General features: G+C 73.3%; 12 protein-coding genes. 1 reads left to right on the forward strand and 11 read right to left on the reverse strand.

The annotated features are described in order from the left end of the window. Window positions 1-219: 219 nt before the first annotated feature. The 8 genes from O7609_RS05930 to O7609_RS05965 form a co-directional block, all read right to left on the reverse strand. A complete protein-coding gene (locus O7609_RS05930; protein WP_269743195.1) occupies window positions 220-3,954 on the reverse strand; it encodes an Rne/Rng family ribonuclease in 3,735 nt (1,244 codons plus the stop codon). Window positions 3,955-4,195: 241 nt separating this feature from the next. Beyond that, window positions 4,196-4,954: a TIGR03936 family radical SAM-associated protein gene (locus tag O7609_RS05935; protein ID WP_269743196.1), complete on the reverse strand. Its 759-nt coding sequence runs from the start codon at window positions 4,952-4,954 to the stop codon at window positions 4,196-4,198. A gap of 121 nt (window positions 4,955-5,075) precedes the next feature. Continuing rightward, window positions 5,076-5,633, reverse strand: coding sequence for a GNAT family N-acetyltransferase (locus O7609_RS05940; protein WP_269733832.1), 558 nt, complete (start codon window positions 5,631-5,633; stop codon window positions 5,076-5,078). Window positions 5,634-5,731: 98 nt separating this feature from the next. Continuing rightward, on the reverse strand, window positions 5,732-6,355 hold the full coding sequence (locus O7609_RS05945; RefSeq protein ID WP_269733833.1) for a hypothetical protein: 624 nt from the start codon (window positions 6,353-6,355) through the stop codon (window positions 5,732-5,734). Continuing rightward, entirely contained in the window at window positions 6,352-7,857 is a 1,506-nt protein-coding gene (locus tag O7609_RS05950) for an ATP-binding protein (RefSeq protein WP_443072231.1), read from the reverse strand. The genes O7609_RS05945 and O7609_RS05950 overlap by 4 nt, the downstream gene beginning before the upstream one ends. 2 nt (window positions 7,858-7,859) lie before the next feature. Further along, complete coding sequence (locus tag O7609_RS05955; protein ID WP_269733834.1) at window positions 7,860-8,543, reverse strand: response regulator transcription factor; 684 nt, start codon at window positions 8,541-8,543, stop codon at window positions 7,860-7,862. A 47-nt stretch (window positions 8,544-8,590) separates the two neighbouring features. Next, window positions 8,591-10,222, reverse strand: a complete 1,632-nt coding sequence (gene murJ / locus O7609_RS05960; protein WP_269733835.1) for a murein biosynthesis integral membrane protein MurJ — start codon at window positions 10,220-10,222, stop codon at window positions 8,591-8,593. Between the two features lie 116 nt (window positions 10,223-10,338). Continuing rightward, the gene (locus O7609_RS05965) at window positions 10,339-11,502 is read right to left on the reverse strand and encodes a lipid II:glycine glycyltransferase FemX (protein WP_269737032.1); all 1,164 of its coding nucleotides are present in this window, start codon (window positions 11,500-11,502) and stop codon (window positions 10,339-10,341) included. 238 nt (window positions 11,503-11,740) lie between these two features. Here O7609_RS05965 and O7609_RS05970 point away from each other — a divergent pair, with 238 nt between their 5' ends. After that, on the forward strand, window positions 11,741-12,910 hold the full coding sequence (locus tag O7609_RS05970; protein WP_269744316.1) for a L,D-transpeptidase: 1,170 nt from the start codon (window positions 11,741-11,743) through the stop codon (window positions 12,908-12,910). Window positions 12,911-13,069: 159 nt separating this feature from the next. On the opposite strand, the gene O7609_RS05975 is transcribed toward O7609_RS05970, so the two are convergent. The 3 genes from O7609_RS05975 to mrdA form a co-directional block, all read right to left on the reverse strand. Then, complete coding sequence (locus O7609_RS05975; RefSeq protein WP_269743197.1) at window positions 13,070-14,995, reverse strand: TIGR03960 family B12-binding radical SAM protein; 1,926 nt, start codon at window positions 14,993-14,995, stop codon at window positions 13,070-13,072. Window positions 14,996-15,156: 161 nt separating this feature from the next. Next, window positions 15,157-16,344, reverse strand: coding sequence for an FtsW/RodA/SpoVE family cell cycle protein (locus O7609_RS05980; protein ID WP_269743198.1), 1,188 nt, complete (start codon window positions 16,342-16,344; stop codon window positions 15,157-15,159). Then, complete coding sequence (mrdA, locus tag O7609_RS05985; protein WP_269733838.1) at window positions 16,344-18,500, reverse strand: penicillin-binding protein 2; 2,157 nt, start codon at window positions 18,498-18,500, stop codon at window positions 16,344-16,346. The genes O7609_RS05980 and mrdA overlap by 1 nt, the downstream gene beginning before the upstream one ends. Window positions 18,501-18,507 lie beyond the last annotated feature (7 nt).

An 18,507-nucleotide genomic window follows, 5' to 3' on the forward strand; every position in this document is an offset into this window, starting at 1 on the left:
CCGGTGGGCACGACCCGGAAGGTGTGGAGCGGCCTCTCCCCTCGGCCGGCAGGCCGGGTGGGAGGGAGGTGCTCAGGAGCGTGACGTGTGGAGTGACACGCCAGCGGTCAAGATTACGGGGCCTTGACCAGGCCGGTCAAACCGGCCCCGGCCGCCGCCCGTGCCCCCGGGGCGAACCCCGGGGCACGGCACCCACCGGGCGGTCCCGCCGCGGCGGGATCAGTCCTCGGCGGCGGCCGAGACCGACGGTGCGGCCGTCTGCTCGGCGGCCGCGGCCCGCTCGGCCGCCGTCTTCTTCGCCGTCGCCTTCTTCGCCGTCGACCGCTTGGCGGCGGCCTTCTTGACCGCCTTCTTCGCGGCGGCCGGCTCCTCAGCCTTGTCGGCCTTGTCGGCCGGCTTGTCGGCCGTCTTCGCCGCCGCCTTCCTGGCCGTCGTCTTCTTCGCGGCGGCCTTCTTGGCGGTCGTCTTCTTGACCGCCGCCTTCTTGGCCGTGGTCTTCTTGGCTGCCGTCTTCGCCGCTGTCTTCCTGGCCGTCGTCTTCTTGGCGGCTGCCTTGAGCTCCGGCCCGGCGGGAGCCACGGCACCGGCTTCGGCACCGGCTTCGGCCCCGGGCTCGGTGGACGGCTGGGCCGCCGGGACGACGATCGCCTCGGCGGGCTCACCCTCCGGGGCGCCCGTCGGCGCCGACACGCGCCGGGTGACCCGGCGGCGTGCGCGGCCGGTGGCGGCCTCCGGCTCCGGAGCCGGGACGGCCCCGGGCTCCGGGACGGCCTCTGGCTGGGGCTGGGGCTGCGGTGCCGCGGCAGCCGTCTCGGCCGCCGGGATCACGGTCACGGCACCCTCCGCGCCCTCCTCGGCGGCCTTCGGCGCGCCCGCGGGCACGGACACCTTCCGGCTCACCCGCCGGCGCCCCGAGGGCGCGGCCGGGGCCTCGGCGGGGGACGGCTCCGGTGCGGCGACGGGCTCCGGGGCCTCGGCCGCCGGGGCCGCCGGGGCCGCCGCCACGACGGTCACGGCTGCTTCCTCGGCAGCCTTCGGCGCGCCCGCCGGGACGGAGACCTTCCGGCTGCCCCGGCGACGGGACCGGGCCGGGGCCACGGCCGGCTCCGGCTCGGCGGCGACCGGCTGCGGCGCGGGCTCCGGCTCGACGGCCGCCTCGGGGGCGGGCCCGGGCGCCGGGGCGGACTCCGGCTCCGGCTCGGGTGCCGGGGCCGGAGCACCGGCCGGGGCGGTCGCCTTGCGGCTGGCCCGGCGGCGCTTGCGCGGGTAGCGGGAGGCGGCCTTCTCGGCCTCGGCGACGCTGCTGAACAGCTCCTCGTCGGGCTCGAAGGCGGGCTCGGGCAGGGCCTTCGGGGCTTCCTCGGCCAGCACCTCGGCCACGGGCTCGGGCTCCGGCTCGACAGCGGCCGGAACCTCGGCCGGGGCCGGCTGAGCCTCCGGCTGGGCCGCGCCCTTGCCCTTCTTCTTCCGCTTGCCGCCACCGCCGCCGCCGGCGGCGTGCGCCTGGTCCATGTGGACGAGGAGTCCGCGGCCGTTGCAGTGGGCGCACTGCTCGGAGAAGGACTCCAGCAGTCCCTGCCCGACGCGCTTGCGGGTCATCTGCACGAGGCCGAGCGAGGTCACCTCGGCGACCTGGTGCTTGGTGCGGTCCCGGCCGAGGCACTCCAGGAGCCGGCGCAGGACGAGGTCGCGGTTGGACTCCAGCACCATGTCGATGAAGTCGATCACGATGATGCCGCCCAGGTCGCGCAGCCGCAGCTGGCGCACGATCTCCTCGGCGGCCTCCAGGTTGTTCCTGGTGACCGTCTCCTCCAGGTTTCCGCCCTGGCCGGTGAACTTGCCGGTGTTGACGTCGACGACGATCATCGCCTCGGTCCGGTCGATCACCAGGGAGCCGCCGCTGGGCAGCCAGACCTTCCGGTCCAGCGCCTTCATCAGCTGCTCGTCGATGCGGTACGTGGCGAAGACGTCGACCTCCGACGTCCACTTCTGCAGCCGCTCCGAGAGGTCGGGCGCGACGTGCGACACGTAGCCGTGGATCGTCTCCCAGGCCTCGGCGCCGCTGATGACGACCTTGCTGAAGTCCTCGTTGAAGATGTCCCGGACGACCCGGACGGTCATGTCGGGCTCGCCGTAGAGCAGCGTCGGCGCGTTGCCCTTCTGGGCCTTCTTCTGGATCTCCTCCCACTGCGCCTGGAGCCGCGTGACGTCGCGCGCCAGCTCCTCCTCGCTCGCGCCCTCGGCCGCGGTGCGCACGATCACGCCGGCGTTCTCGGGCACGACCTTCTTGAGGATCTGCTTGAGCCGGGAGCGCTCGGTGTCGGGCAGCTTGCGGCTGATGCCGGTCATCGAGCCCTCGGGCACGTAGACCAGGTAGCGGCCGGGCAGCGACACCTGGCTGGTCAGCCGGGCGCCCTTGTGGCCGATCGGGTCCTTGGTGACCTGCACCAGCACCGACTGGCCCGACTTCAGCGCGGTCTCGATCCGGCGCGGCCCCCCGGAGACGCCGAGCGCCTCGAAGTTGACCTCACCGGCGTACAGCACCGCGTTGCGGCCCTTGCCGATGTCGACGAACGCCGCCTCCATCGAGGGCAGCACGTTCTGGACCTTGCCCAGGTAGACGTTGCCGACGTAGGAGGTGGACTGCTCCTTGTTGACGAAGTGCTCGACGAGGACGTCGTCCTCCAGCACCGCGATCTGGGTGCGCTCGCCGCTCTGCCGGACGATCATCTCGCGCTTGACCGCCTCGCGGCGGGCGAGGAACTCGGCCTCGGTGATGATCGGCACCCGGCGCCGGCCCTGTTCACGGCCCTCGCGGCGGCGCTGCTTCTTGGCCTCCAGCCGCGTCGAGCCCTTGATGGCCTGGACACCGTCGCCCTCGTCGGCCTTCTTCTTGCGCGGCTCGCGGACCTTGACGACGGTGCGCTCCGGGTCGTCCCCGGTGGGCTCGGCCGGGGCGGCGGCCTCGTCCCCGCCACGGCGGCGACGACGGCGACGGCGGCGGGAGCTGCTCGTCGAGGACGGGCCCTCCCCGGCGTCCTCGCCCTCCTCGGCTCCGGTCTCGGCGGGTTCCTCCGCGCCCTCGCCCGCATCCTCGGCGGACGGCTGCTCGGCGTCCTCGGCGGTCTCCGCCTCGCCACGACGGCGGCGACGGCCGCCCCGGCGCCGGCGGCGGGAGGGCCGCTCGGCGCCCTCCTCGGCCTCGTCGCGACCCTCGGCCTCGGGCTCCTCCGCAGGCTCGGCGGCCTCCGCCGCTTCACCCTGCTCGCGCTCGGGGGTACCCCGTTCGCCGCGCTCGGGGGCCTCGCCGCCCCGACGGCGGCGACGGCGGCGGGCCGGGGGCTCCTCGACCGCCGGCTCCTCCTCGACCTCCGCCTCGGCGGCCTCGGCCTCCGCGGCCGCGGCCACGGAGTGGGGCGTCTGGAAGGTGGGCTCGGTGAAGACCGGGGGCTGGAACAGCGCGTTCGAGGCGAGCGCGGGTGCGGTGCGGCCCTGCCCCACGGGCTCGGACGCGGCCGCCCGCCGCGCGCGGGGCTTCTTCACGGGGGCGGGCGCCGCGCTCTCGGCCTCGCTCGCCCCGGCCGGCTCCCCGGTCCCCGCGGCCGACTCCTCGGCCGTGGGCTCCTCGCTCGCGGAGGTCTCGGCGGCGGGCGGTGCCGAGGCCTTGCGGGTGGCCCGGCGCCGGCTGCGCTGGGGCTTCGCCTCGGCGGGGGCGGCAGGGCCCTCGGCCGTGGTCCCGGCGGAGGCGTCCGCGGCCGGCTCGGCGGCGGCCTCGGCACTCGCCTCGGAGGCGGTCTCCACCGTCACGGCAGCCTCCTCGGCGGCCGTGCTGGCGGAGGCGGGCGGCCCGGCGGGCCGCGACGCGGCACGACGCCGCCTGCGCGGCGGCAGCGTGTCACTCGGTGTGGTGTCGTCCGTGCCCTCCACGGGCGTGGAGTCTGTCGGTTCGTGCATGCGCGGGTTTCTCCCGTCACGCTCCCGGATGCCACGCCTGCGCTCGCCGCGGATACGCGGCATCGATTCGGTGTCGCGGTCCGGGGCGCGGGCGCCGCACGGGAGCTGTCGTCTCACTCGCCGGTTCCGGGCCATCCGGCCCGGCTACGGCGAAAGTCTGTCGGTGTGTGCGCCGGCCGTACGGCGGTACCCGGGTGGCTCCCTGGGTGCCTGGCACGTCGGCGGCGTCTCGACTCCGGCCCTACGCGGCGGGTCCCGGCGCCGTCGCGACGGGGGTAGCGTCGCGGTCGGGCGCCAACGGATCGGCCACCGTGCCGCTCTCCTCGTCCAGCGGCCCCTGCGCCAGCCTGGTCACCCCTGCGGGGACCGGCGGCGCCAGGCCGGCCGCTGCGCGGAGACCGGACAGGACGTCGTCGGGTCGTACGGCGGGTGTCAGGTGCCGCACTACCAGCCGCAGTATCGCACAGCCACCCTGTTCCGGCCTATCGGGTCCGCCCTCGGGCTCGTCGGCCACGGCCTCCAGCGAGGCCACCGCCGCACGGGCGTCGAAGGTGCGCAAGCCCTTCTTCGTCTCCCGGCTCACCTCGACGCTGGAGGCGTCCAGGAAGGCCCGGGCGGCCCGCTCGGCCTCGGCGGGCTCGACGCCGTCGAGCCGCAGCTCCCAGCGGGACGCGGTCAGCCGGTCCGCGAAACCGGAGGTGTGCGCCTCGACCGCGTCCAGCACGTCGAGCCCCGTCGGCAGCGAGGCGTCCAGGAGCCGCCGGAGGTGTTCCGGGTCGCGCCGTTCGGCGAGGGCGATCTCCAGGTACTCGGCCTCGCTCGCGGTTCCGGTGGGCGCGGCGTTCGCGTACGACACCTTCGGGTGCGGCGTGAACCCCGCCGAGTACGCCATCGGCACCTCGGCGCGGCGCAGCGCCCGCTCGAAGGCGCGCTGGAAGTCGCGGTGGCTGGTGAACCTCAGGCGGCCACGCTTGGTGTAGCGCAGACGGATGCGCTGCACCGCGGGTGCGGGCGGCGGGCCTTCGGGCTGTCGCTTCCCCAGGGGTCCTTCTCCTTGCTGAACGCGCCCCGCGGGGCGCTGGTCGTCCTGTCTCCAGCCTAATGGGCGGTGTGCCGCGGGCTCAGCCCGTGCGCTCGCGCGCGGTCGTCGGTACCCAGTACCGCAGCTTCTCCGCGCGCTGGTCCTCGAAGATCCCACCGCAGTTCTCGATCACCTTGCGGGAGGCGAGGTTGTCGCGGTCGCACGTGACGAGCACCGGGTCGACGCCCAGCTCGGCGGCGTACGGGAGCGCGGCGCGCAGCATGGCCGTGGCGTGCCCCCGGCGGCGGGCGGAGGGGCGGACGTCGTAGCCGACGTGACCGCCCCACTCCAGCAGCCGCCCGTTGAGCCGGTGGCGCAGGGCCAGCCGTCCGAGGTAGGCGTCGCCCTCGACCCACCACCAGGTGGTGGAGGGCACGTGCCCCGGTGGCCGGGGCGTCTCGGGCAGGGCGTCGGCGCGGACGGCGGCGACGTACGCGGCGAAGCCCTCCGAAGTGCCCCACCGCGGCCCGTACAGGCGGATGTCCCGGCCGACCATCGAGCCGTCCTCCACGGCACCGCGGCCCTCGGCGCGCAACTCGTCCATGGCCTCCAGGAAGGAGGCGTGGACGCGGACGGTCGGCAGGAGGAGCTCGGGCACGGGGCCATTCCACCACGGCCGCGCCGGGGCTGGCAGACCGGGCGGACGTCCCCGGGCAGGGCCGCGGGCTCCCTGGGTGTGCTGTCCGGACAGCACACCTAGCCACCCGCGGGCGGGCTGCTCGCGGCGGGGGCGGCGGTGGGCGTCGGGACGCCGCGGAGATCGACGTCCGCGTCGCAGACGGCCGGCGGGAGCGCCACGTCGGTCCCCCGCAGGCGCACCTCGGTCCGGCCCTCTGCGTCCTCGGTGAACGCGACCGTGCACACCACCTGCCGCACCCCCAGGTCGTCGAGCTCGGCGAGGGCGATCGGCAGCAGCACCTCCACCCCGCCCCCCGGGTGTGACGCCGACCGGGCGACGCCCTCGTAAGGGAACTCGGGCAGGCCGTCGGTGAGCCCGGCCCGCCGTTCCCTCGGCCGCGGCCCGGCGAAGAGTTCCGCGAGCGTCTGGGGCGTCGACACGCCCGGTCCGGGCGTGTCGACGAGCGACGGTCCCGGCGGGTCCGGCGCGCCGAGCGCCTCGTCCACGAAGCGGATCACGGGCATCAGCCGCCCGTCGAGCGAGCGGAGGAACAGGACCATCCCGTTGGGCGGGTACGGGTAGACCTCGACCTCGGCCGGGCCGCCCGCTTCGATCACACCGGTCTCCGGGACACCGCAGCCGCCGAGCAGCAGCGCGGCGAGGGCCGAGAGGGCCGGCAGGAAGGTGCGGCGGCGTCTCATGCCGGTGCCTCCCCCGCGTTCAGCGGTATCTCGACGGTGAAGACGGCGCCGGTTCCGCCGGGCCGGTTCGCGGCCCGGACGGTGCCCCCGTGCAGCCGGACGTTCTCCACGGCGATGGCCAGGCCCAGGCCACTGCCGGCCGAGCGGGTGCGGGCCGCATCGGCCTTGTAGAAGCGGTCGAAGATGTGCGGGAGGACGTCCGGCCGGATGCCCGGCCCCTGGTCGGCGACCTCGGTGACCAGCCATGCCGTCCCGTCGGCCCCGGTGGCGGTGCGCAGCGTCACGGTCACGCGTGCTCCGCCGTGCCGCAGCGCGTTGCCGACGAGGTTGGCGACGACGATGTCGAAACGGCGCGGGTCGAGCCGGGCGCGGATGCCCTCCGGCAGGTCGGTGACGATCCCGTCCGTCCAGCGCCGTCGCTCCAGCGTCTTGCGTACGGTCTCCGCGGCGTCGACCTCGTCGGTGTGCAACTCGGCCACGCGGGCGTCGAACCGGGAGATCTCCATCAGGTCCTCCACCAGCACCGCGAGCTTCCCGGTCTCCGCGCTGATCAGGCGGACGGCGCGCGCGGTGTCGGCGTCGAAGCGGCCCGCGTCCTCGTCGAGGACCTCGGTGACGGCGAGCATGCCCGCGAGCGGCGTGCGCAGTTCGTGCGAGACGTCGGAGGCGAAGCGGCGGGCGCGCGCCTCCGCCTGCCGCAGCTCGTCCACGGAGCGCTCCAGCTCTCCGGCGGACTCGTTGAACGTCCGCGCCAGGTCAGCGAGCTCGTCGCCGCCCCGCACCTGGATGCGGGTGTCGAGGCGGCCGCTGCCCATGGAGCGGGCGGCCTTGCGCAGCTCGCGCACCGGACGCAGCACGCTGCGGGCCGCGATCAGCGCGGGCACGAGGGCGATGGCGAGGCCGGGCAGCGCGCCGTCCCGGGCGGCGGCGACGAGCGCCTCCACGTTCGCCTGCTCCTCGGGCATGGGCATCACCGCGAACAGGACCAGCCCGGTCGGCAGCACCCGGTCCTTCTCGATCTCGTACACGACCGGCATGCCCATGGCCAGATACGGCACGCCGTCCTTGACGACGCGCTGGAAGCTGCCGCGCGGACCGGCGTGGACCCTGCGGCGCAGTTCGGCCGTGACCACCGAGGACCTCGGGTTCGTCGCGGAGGAGAAGCGGGCCGAGCCGTACTCCGCGTAGACGTACCACGGGTGCGGCCTGCCCTCGCGGGCCATGCGGCGCAGGGCGAACTCCAGGTCGGGCTCGTTCACCGGCAGATGAATGCCGAGGTCGCCCACGTGGGCGCGGAAGGAGGAGACCGCGGTGTCCTGGGCCGTCTGCAGGACGGCGTTGCGGGCCTCCCGGAAGGTGAGCGTGGCGGTCGTCCCGGCGCTGACGGCGGCCACCAGCAGGAATGCCAGGACGAGACGGGTCCGCAGGCCGAAGGGACGGCGGCGCCGTTCACCGGTGGTCCCCCCGCGGCGCGACCGCCCGCGCGGCCGCGGGGGCCGCAGCCTCACAGCGGTCCGAAGCGGTAGCCGAAGCCCCGCAGGGTCTGTATGTAGCGCGGGTTCCCCGGAACGTCCTCGATCTTGTTGCGCAGCCGCCGCACACACGCGTCCACGAGCCGGGCGTCGCCGTGATAGCTGTGCTCCCACACGTGCTCCAGCAGTTGCTGGCGGCTGAAGACCTGGCCGGGCGCCGCGGACAGGTGCAGGAGCAGCCGCATCTCGGACGGCGCGAGGGCGAGCCGGTCGCCGTTCTTGGCCACGGTGAGCCCGGAGCGGTCGATGGCCAGCTCACCGTGGAACTCCACCTCGGACCGCCCGCCGCCGGGCTCCTCCACCCTGCGCAGCACGGCCCGGATGCGGGCCTCGATCACCTCGGTGCGCGCCGGTTTGACGATGTAGTCGTCCGCGCCGGCCTCCAGGCCGACGACGACGTCGAAGTCGTCGCCGCGGGCCGTGAGCATGATGATCGGCAGCTGGCTGTCGTCCCGCACCCGGCGGCAGACCTGCACGCCGTTCATGCCCGGCAGCATCAGGTCAAGCAGCAGCAGATCGGGCCGGAACTCGCGCAGGGCGGCGAGCCCGGCCTCGCCGGTGCCGGCCGTGCGGACCTCGTGGCCGCGCCGGCGCAGCCCGAGTTCCACACCCTCGCGCACGGAGGGGTCGTCTTCGATCAGGAGTACGCGAGGCATGTCATCAGTATCCAGTCGGTCGGGTTCGGCCCGGCGCCGAGCCGGGGTCATGAGCGGCGGCGCAGCCGCGCGAGGGCCGTGCCGACGAGGGCGTCGATCCCGGCGAGCCGCAGCGGCCGGGCCAGCAGGAGGAAGACGGCGGCGATCGCCGCAGCCCCGGCCCCGGTCGCCACGAGTGCGCCACCCGCCTCCGCCCAGCGGGCGGCGCCGTACCCGAGGGCCGTCGCCGGCACGGCGGCGGCCAGCAACCGCGCCTGCGCGGCGAGGGCACGCACCGGCGTGCGGCGGGATCGCCCCGCACGCTCGCCCTCTGGCACGCCCCGCGGCGCGAGACGGCGCCGCAGGACGAGGGCGGTGACGGCCCAGCCCGCCCACAGCGCCAGCGAGTAACCTCCGGCGATACCGGTCACCGCCCAGCGGGCGGGCAGGACCACGTACGCCACCACGGCCAGGCCCGCGTTGAGACCCGCGATCACGAGGTTGAGGAAGAACGGGGTGCGGGTGTCCGACAGCGCGTAGAACGTGCGGGAGAGGACGTACTGCCCGCTGAAGGCGATCAGCCCGGGCGCGAACGCCATCAGCGTGCCCGCCATGACGGCGACCGCCGCCGCGTCCGTCTCGCCGTACTGGAAGACGAGCGCCAGCACGGGCTGGGCGAGGGCGAAGAGCGCGCAGGCCGCGGGCACGACGGCCGCCGCGCTGGTGCGCAGCGCGTAGGACACGTCGCGCCGGACCGCGGCGATGTCGGCGTCGGCCGCCGCCGAGCTCATCCGGGGCATCAGCGCCGTCACGAGCGACACCGTGATGATCCCGTGCGGGACGGACCACAGCAGGTAGGCGTTGTTGTAGGCGCTGAACCCGGCGCCGCCGTCGACGCCGACCGCCTGCGCGTGCAGGCCCGCCGCCGTCGCCAGCCGGGTCGTCACCCAGTACGCGGCCTGGTTGGTGAGCACCAGCAGCACCAGCCAGCCGGCGTTCCGCAACGGCCGGGTGAGCCCGCTGCCGCGCCAGTCGAAGCGGGGCCGGTAGCGGAAGCGGGCCGCGCGCAGGGCGGGCAGCAGGGCGAGGGTCTGGACGACGATGCCCGCCGTCGTCCCCCAGCCGAGCAGCGCGGTCCCGGTGGCGCCGAGCGTCCCGCCGTCGCCGGTGGCGAAGGCCGCGAGGTAGAGGCCGAAGACGGCGATGACGACGACGTTGTTGAGGACCGGCGCCCACATCATCGCGCCGAAGCGGCCGCGGGCGTTGAGCACCTGGCCGAGCAGCGTGAACAGCCCGAGGAAGAGGATCTGCGGCAGGCAGTAGCGGGCGAAGGCGACCGTCATGGCGGTCTGGCCGGGCGGGTAGTCGGTGTACGCGTCGACGATCGCGGGCGCCGCCCACACCGCGCCCGCGGTGAGCACCAACAGGGCGAGCACGCACACGGTGAGCAGCCGGTCGGTGTACGCGACGCCGCCGTCCCCGTGCTCCTTGGCCGCCCGGACGAGCTCGGGCACGAAGACGGCGTTGAGCGCGCCGCCGATCAGGAGCACGTACACGATCGTGGGCAGCGAGTTGCCGACGGCGTACCCGTCGGCGACCGTCCCGACACCGATCGCGGCGGCGACGACGGCGGACCGCACGAACCCCGTCGCCCGCGACACCATCGACCCGGCAGCCATGACGAAGCCGCTGCGCAGCACGGACGGCCCCCGGGACGGCGCCGCCCCGCCGGACGCGGGCCCCTCCGGCGCGGCTCCCTCCGGCGCGGACCCGTCCCGCGCGGACCCGTCCCGCGCGTCCGTTGCGGTCCGCGCCGTCACCGGTGCGCCAGGTACGTCTGGAACGCCCGGTACAGCGCGTGGTTGGCCGTGCCGTCCAACGGTCTCTCCCACTCCCCCAGGGTCTCGACGACGTCTCCGCCGGTCCCCAGCTTCCAACGCAGCAGCCCGTACGGGCGGTCGTCGGGGTCGAGGGTGGAGGGTACCCCGCGCATGTCGTAGACGTCGGCCCCGAGAGCCTTGGCGTCCAGCAGCATCCGCCACTGCAGCAGGTTGGACGGGCGGACCTCACGGCGGTGGTCGGCCGAGGCACCCGTCTGGTACCAGACGCGACCGCCGACGTGGACCATGGTGTGGGCCGCGAGGATCTCGCCCCCGTGACGGGCGAGGTAGAGCTTCATCCGGCCCGGCTCCTCCGCGTTGAAGGCCGCGTACTGGCGCTCGTAGTACGCGAGCGACCGGCCGAGCCGGAAGCCGTCCCGCTCCTCCGTGATCCTCAGCAGCCGGTAGAACTCGGGCAGGTCGGACGCGCCCCCGACGACCACCTCCACCCCGGACTTCCCCGCCCGCCGCACGTTGCGCCGCCACTCCTGGTTCAGCCCGGCCCACAGATCGTCCGGCGTGCGGCCGGTGAGCGCCACCTGGAAGACGTGCCGCGGCTGCGCGTCCCCGTCCTCCTCACCGCCGCACCTCTTCCAGCCGCGCGCCCGCAGCCGCTCCGCGACGGCCGCGCCCAGCGGGTCGACCTCGCTCGCCAGGACGTCCGCGAGCCGCCTGCCCGGACCGGTCGCCGCCTTCAGCCGGGACGCGCTCCAGCGGCGGTACGCGGGCGAGGGCCCGATCCGCACCGCGAACGCGCCCTCCGCGCGCAGGTACCGCAGCAACGGGTCGAGCCAGCCGTCGATGCCGGGGTCGGCCCAGTCGGCCACGGGACCCTCCGGCAGATAGGCGAAAAACTTCCGCGTGCCCGGCAGTTGCCGCAGCAGCACCAGAGCCACCCCGGCCAGCCGCCCGGACGCCGGGTCCGGCCCCCAGCCGACCAGCCGGCTCCGCCAGCCCTCCTTGACCTCCGCCCACGACGGACACTGCAGGAACGCGGCGCCCAGTGCCGTACCCTCACCGGACTCCAGGAACCGGCGGTACGCGGCCGCGGTGACGGGCCCTAGCGGTGTTTCCCGGCCGCGGACGGCCGTCACGGACAGCGCTGACACGGTGTGAGCCTCTCTCTGGGGGACCCCCGGATCTCCTGGGACGCCGAGGATGCTCACAGCCGTCCTTGACCGCTCCGCGCGGCGAATGTGACCGGACGATGACCGTTCCCCTCCAGTCGCCGTCACATCGCCGCAGCGCCGTTCACCTGCGCTTTCTCGCTCCTACAGTCCTCGTACAGCCACCTGGGACCACGACTCGTGATGGGGGAGACCCTTGGGCCACACACGTATGCGCGGAGCGGCGGCCGCGGCACTGCTCCTGCCGCTCGCCGCCTGCACGTCCGGCACCGGCGTGTCCATCGCCGACGACAAGCCGGGGGAGCGAGCGGGCGACGGCGGCCCGGCGACCGTCACGGTGACGCCGCACGGCGAGGACGCCGAGGCCGGTGAGCCCGTCACGGTCACGGCCTCGCGCGGCACCCTCGCCTCGGTCACCGTCACCGACGCGGAAGGCCACTCCCTCACCGGGCAACTCTCCGCGGACGGCACGCACTGGGCCTCCCGGCGCAAGGCCGTCCCCGGCACCTCCTACACCGTCACCGCCGTGACGACGACCGAGGCAGGCGGCAAGAAGACGGTGAAGTCCGCGTTCACCACCGCCGAGGCCGACCGGGTGAACAAGGTCGACTGGCGGCCCGGCGCCGGCGCGACCGTCGGCGTCGCCCAGCCCGTCTCCCTCGTCTTCGACCACCCCGTCACCGACAAGGCCGCCGTCGAGCGGCAGTTGCAGCTCACCACGTCCAACGGCACCGAGGGCACCTGGGCCTGGCTCAAGGACTACTCCGGCCGCGACCGGATCGACTGGCGGCCCGAGGAGTACTGGAACCCCGGCACCGAGGTCACGCTCACCGCCGAACTGAACGGCACCGACTCCGGTGAGGGCGGCTGGTTCGTCCGCGACTACTCGACCCACTTCACCATCGGGACCGACCAGGTCGTCACCGTCGACCTCGACCGCAAGCAGCTCACGCTGACACGCGACGGGCAGGAGGTCCGCACGATCCCCGTCTCCGGCGGCACCCCCGGCGGCGACAAGCGCTCCTGGCGCGGCACCGCCGTGCTGATGGCCAAGGAGGGCACCATCCGGATGAACTCCGAGACCGTCGGCCTCGGCGACGCGTACGACAAGATGGTCGACTACTCGATGCGGCTCACCTGGTCGGGCATGTACGCCCACGCCGCACCCTGGAACGACCGGTGGATGGGCAAGGCCAACAAGAGCTCCGGCTGCATCGGCATGAGCGACGCGGACGCCGCCTGGTTCTACGCCCAGGTCCGCCCCGGCGACCCGTTCGAGATCAAGGGCGAGGACACCAAGGGCGTCGTGACCCCCGGCAACGGCTTCGGCGCCTGGAACCTCTCCTGGACCGACTGGCAGGCCCGCAGCGCCCTACGCTGACCCGCTTCCGCCTGAAGCCCCATCCCCGCGTGCGCGGGGAGCAGTTTCAGCCACCTCACGTGAGGCGTCTGGCATCGGGGGCATCCCCGCGCACGTGGGGATGCCCCCGACCCCGGCCAGTTCATGTCCGTACTGGATGGCGTCGCCCACTGGTCACGGCTACTTCTTGACCGTGAGCGGGAGCAGCTTCTTGCCGGTGGGGCCGATTTGTATAGCCGTGTCCATCTGAGGGCAGACGCCGCAGTCGAAGCAGGGGGTCCAGCGGCAGTCCTCGACCTCGGTCTCGTCGAGGGCGTCCTGCCAGTCCTCCCAGAGCCAGTCCTTGTCCAGCCCGGAGTCGAGGTGGTCCCAGGGCAGGACCTCCTCGTAGGCGCGCTCGCGGGTCGTGTACCAGTCGACGTCGACCCCGTGGGCGGGCAGCGTCTTCTCGGCGCAGTCCATCCACAGGTCGTAGCTGAAGTACTCGCGCCAGCCGTCGAAGCGGCCGCCGGCCTCGTAGACGGCGCGGATGACGTCGCCGACGCGGCGGTCGCCGCGCGAGAGGAGCCCCTCGACGATGCCGGGCTTGCCGTCGTGGTAGCGGAAGCCGATGGAGCGGCCGTACTTCTTGTCGCCGCGGATCTTGTCGCGCAGCTTCTCCAGCCGGGCGTCGGTCTCCTCGGCGGACAGCTGCGGGGCCCACTGGAAGGGGGTGTGCGGCTTGGGCACGAACCCGCCGATGGAGACGGTGCAGCGGATGTCGTTCGAGCGGGAGACCTCGCGGCCCTTGGCGATGACCCGCGTGGCCATGTCGGCGATCTGGAGGACGTCCTCGTCCGTCTCGGTGGGCAGGCCGCACATGAAGTACAGCTTCACCTGGCGCCAGCCGTTGCCGTAGGCGGTGGCGACGGTGCGGATCAGGTCCTCCTCGGAGACCATCTTGTTGATGACCTTCCGGATGCGCTCGCTGCCGCCCTCGGGGGCGAAGGTGAGGCCGGAGCGGCGCCCGTTGCGGGTGAGCTCGTTGGCCAGGTCGATGTTGAACGCGTCCACGCGGGTGGAGGGCAGCGAGAGGCCGATCTTGTCCTCGGTGTAGCGGTCGGCCAGGCCCTTGGCGACGTCGCCGATCTCGCTGTGGTCGGCGGAGGAGAGCGAAAGCAGGCCGACTTCCTCGAAGCCGGTGTTCTTCAGCCCCTTGTCGACCATCTCGCCGATGCCGGTGATGGAGCGCTCCCGCACGGGCCGGGTGATCATGCCGGCCTGGCAGAACCGGCAGCCGCGGGTGCAGCCGCGGAAGATCTCCACGGACATCCGCTCGTGCACGGTCTCGGCGAGGGGGACGAGCGGCTGCTTGGGGTAGGGCCACTCGTCCAGGTCCATCACGGTGTGCTTGGACACCCGCCACGGGACGCCGGAGCGGTTCGGCACGACGCGCGCGATGCGGCCGTCGGAGAGGTACTCGACGTCATAGAAGCGGGGGACGTAGACGCCGCCGGTCTTGGCCAGCCGCAGCAGCACCTCGTCCCGGCCGCCCGGGCGGCCCTCGGCCTTCCAGGCGCGGACGATCTCGGTCATCTCCAGGACGGCCTGCTCGCCGTCGCCGACCACCGCGCAGTCCAGGAAGTCCGCGATGGGCTCGGGGTTGAAGGCGGCGTGGCCGCCGGCGACCACGATCGGGTCGTCCTCGGTGCGCTCGGCGGCGTCCAGCGGGATGCCGGCCAGGTCGAGGGCGGTGAGCAGGTTGGTGTAGCCGAGCTCGGTGGAGAAGGAGACGCCGAAGAGGTCGAAGTCGCCGACGGGCCGGTGCGCGTCCACGGTGAACTGGGGCACACCGTGCTCGCGCATCAGGGCCTCCAGGTCGGGCCAGACGCTGTAGGTGCGTTCGGCCAGCACGCCCGGGCGCTCGTTGAGCACCTCGTAGAGGATCATGACGCCCTGGTTGGGCAGCCCGACCTCGTAGGCGTCCGGGTACATGAGCGCCCAGCGGACCTCGGCCTCGTCCCACTCCTTGACCGTGGAGTTCAGCTCGCCGCCGACATACTGGATGGGCTTCTGGACATGCGGGAGGAGGGCTTCCAGGCGCGGGAAGACCGACTCGACAGGCATGGGTGACGTCCTCGGTGACGGGGTTGTGCTGCTGGGCTGCTCGTACGGGGCGACGGGGCGTGCGGGCGGGCCCGGTGGCCGACCGGCTCACCCCGGCGATCCTCCAGCGTAACCCGTCGGCGGGAGGCTTGTGGCGCCCGGCCGGGGAGGGCCCGGAGTCCTCAGGCCGAGAGGGGGCGCTGTATCCGGACGGACTGGAGCATGCCGATGGCGATCCACACGGCGAACATCGAGGAACCGCCGTAGGAGACGAAGGGGAGCGGCAGACCGGCGACGGGCATGATCCCGAGCGACATGCCGATGTTCTCGAAGGACTGGAAGGCGAACCAGGCGACGATGCCGGCGGCGATGATGGTGCTGTAGAGGTCGGTGGCGCCCCGCGCGATGCGGCAGGCCCGCCACATCAGCATGCCGAGGAGCAGCAGGATGCCGGCGCCGCCGACGAAGCCCAGTTCCTCCCCCGCCACCGTGAAGATGAAGTCCGTCTGCTGCTCGGGCACGAACTGGCCGGTCGTCTGGGAGCCCTCGAAGAGGCCGGTGCCGAAGAGGCCGCCGGAGCCGATGGCGATGCGTGCCTGGTTGGTGTTGTAGCCCACGCCGGAGGGGTCGAGGGCGGGGTTGGCGAAGGCGGCGAAGCGGTTGAGCTGGTACTCGTCGAGCAGTCCGAGGAGCCAGACGGCGACGGCACCGGCGGCGCCCGTGACGATGAGCCCGAGCACCCAGCGGTTGGCGGCGCCCGAGGCGAGCAGGACGCCCAGGATGATCACGACGCACACCATGACCTGGCCGAGGTCGCCGACGACGATGACCGGCAGGGCGGCGAGTGCGAGGGCCTGGACGACGGTGCGGTGGTCCGGGTGCTCCCGGTCCCCGGCGTCGACCTTGGCCGACAGGATGACGGCCATGCCCAGGATGATCGTGACCTTGATGAACTCCGAGGGCTGGATCTGCAGCCCGGGGGCCAGGTTCAGCCAGGCGCGCTCACCGTTGATGGTGGCGCCGAGCGGGGTGTAGACGAGCCCGATGAGCACCAGTGCGAGCACGTACAGGGCCGGCATGAAGGAGCGCAGCCGCTGGTGCCCCAGCCAGACGACCCCGATGGCCAGGGCGATGCCGATGGCGGTGTTGACCAGGTGCTTGTAGAGGAACTGCTGGGGGTCCCCGCCGGTCAGCTCGGTGCGGTTGCGGGTGGCCGACCAGACGAGCAGCGAGCCGACGGCGCACAGCAGCAGCGGTACGAGCATGAGCGGCCAGTCGAGCCGGCGTGCCAGGGAGTCGCGGGCGGTGAGGCGCGCCCACAGGCTCTTGGGCTGGCCGACGCCGCCGCTGTCGAAGGAGTGGACGCTCATCAGAGGAACTCCGCCTCACGCCAGAACTTGACCAGCTTGGGATCGGTGCGCTCGGGCTGGACGGTGCCGTTGGTCCCGATCTTCGGCAGTTTCTTCTGCGGCGTGGGCAGGAGTGCCTTCTTCGGGTCGATGGAGCCGTCGTCCTGGACGCCGTAGATCGCGTCGTAGATGTTGCGCACGGCGGGGCCGGAGGCGCCGGAACCGGTGCCGGCCTGGGAGATGGTCATGACGATCGTGTAGTCGTCGGTGTAGGTGGCCAGCCAGGAGGTCGTCTGCTTGCCGTAGACCTGGGCGGTACCGGTCTTGGCGTGCATCGGGACCTCGTCGTGCGGCCAGGTGGTGAACCGCCACGAGGCGGTGCCGCGGGTGGCGACGCCCTTGAGGGCCTCGTCGATCTGGGCGATCGTCTTGTCGCTGGCCGGGAGCTTGCCGTGGGCGCGCGGCTCGATCATCTCGACGTCGCGGCCGTCGGGGCTGATGACCGCCTTGCCGACGGTCGGGTCGTAGAGGGTGCCGCCGTTGCTGATGGCCGCGTAGCCGGTGGCCATCTGGATGGGGGTGACGAGGATGTCGCCCTGGCCGATGGCGTAGATGATGCTGTCGCCGGCGCGGAGCTGCATGCCGATCTTGCAGTTCTCCCGGGCGAGCTTGGTGACGTAGTCCTCCTTGCCCTCCTTCTTCTCGGCCGCCTTGGCCTGCTTGCACCAGCTGTCCTTGTTGGCCTCCCAGTAGTCCTGCTTCCACTGCCGGTCGGGGATGCGGCCGGTGACCTCGTTGGGCAGGTCGATGCCGGTCTTCTTGCTGAGGCCGAAGCCCTTGGCCGCCTTGTAGAGGTACTCGTTGGCGTCGCCGGGGCCGGCGTCCGAGCCGCCGTCCTTGCGCCACTCCTGGTGGCCGAGCCGGTAGAAGACGGTGTTGCAGGAGACCTCGAGCGCGCGGCCGAGCGTGATGGGGCCGTGCCCGGTGGACTCGAAGTTGGCGTAGCTGTGGCTGCCCAGGCTGTAGGAGGACGAGCACTGGTACTTGTCGTTGAAGGGGTAGCCCGCGTTGACGGCGCCCATGCTGGAGACGACCTTGAAGATGGAGCCGGGTGCCGCCTGTCCCTGGATGGCCCGGTTGAGGAGCGGGTAGTTGGAGTTCTCGCCGGTGAGCTTGGCGTACTCCTTGGCGTCGATGCCGCCGACCCACACGTTGGGGTCGTAGTCGGGCTGGGAGGCCATGGCCACGATCCGGCCGGTCTTGGACTCCATGACGACGACGGCGCCGGCGTCGGCCTCGTACGGCCGTCCGGTGATGGTGTCCGTCTGCTGGCGGGCGGTCTCCATGGCCTGGTGGAGCTGGTACTCCGCGACGGCCTGGACGCGGGAGTCGATGCTGGTGACGAGTGAGGAGCCGGCCACCGGCTCGTCGCTGTCGGCCATGCCGAGGACGCGGCCGAGCTTGTCGACCTCGTAGCGGAGCACGCCGGAGTCGCCGCGGAGCGCGGTGTCGTAGGAGCGCTCAAGACCGGAGCGTCCGACCTGGTCGGAGCGCAGGAGCGGGGAGTCGGTGTCCTTGGCCTCCGCGACCTCCTCGTCGGTGACCGGGGAGAGGTAGCCGAGCACCTGGGCGGTGTCGGCCTTGTAGGGCGCGGGGTAGCGGCGGACGGCGGCGGGCTCGGCGGTGATGCCGGGGAAGTCCTCGCCGCGTTCGCGGATGGTGAGGGCCTGCTGGGTGGTGGCCTCGTCGGTGATCGGGATCGGCTGGTAGGGCGAGCCGTTCCAGCAGGGCTGCGGCGTCTCGGCGTTGCACAGCCGGACCTTCTGGCCGACCTCTTCCTCGGTCATGCCGAGGACCTCGGCGACGCGGGCGAGGACGGCCTCGCCGTCGTCGTCCATCTTCATCAGCTCGGTGCGGCTGGCGGAGACGACGAGCCGGGTCTCGGTGTCGGCGATGGGCACTCCGCGCGCGTCGTAGATGGTGCCGCGCGGCGCGGGCTGGACGACCTGCTGGACGTGGTTGCCCGCCGCCTCCTCCTGGAACTCGTCGCCGTTGCGGATCTGCAGGTACCACAGCCGCCCGCCGAGGGTGAGCAGCAGCGAGAAGACCAGGATCTGAATGGCGATCAGGCGGATGGTGACGCGTGAGGTGCGCCCCGTCTCCGGAATGTTGCTCACAGGTTTG

This window comes from Streptomyces sp. WMMC1477 (genome assembly GCF_027460245.1).
GTDB lineage: Bacteria > Actinomycetota > Actinomycetes > Streptomycetales > Streptomycetaceae > Streptomyces.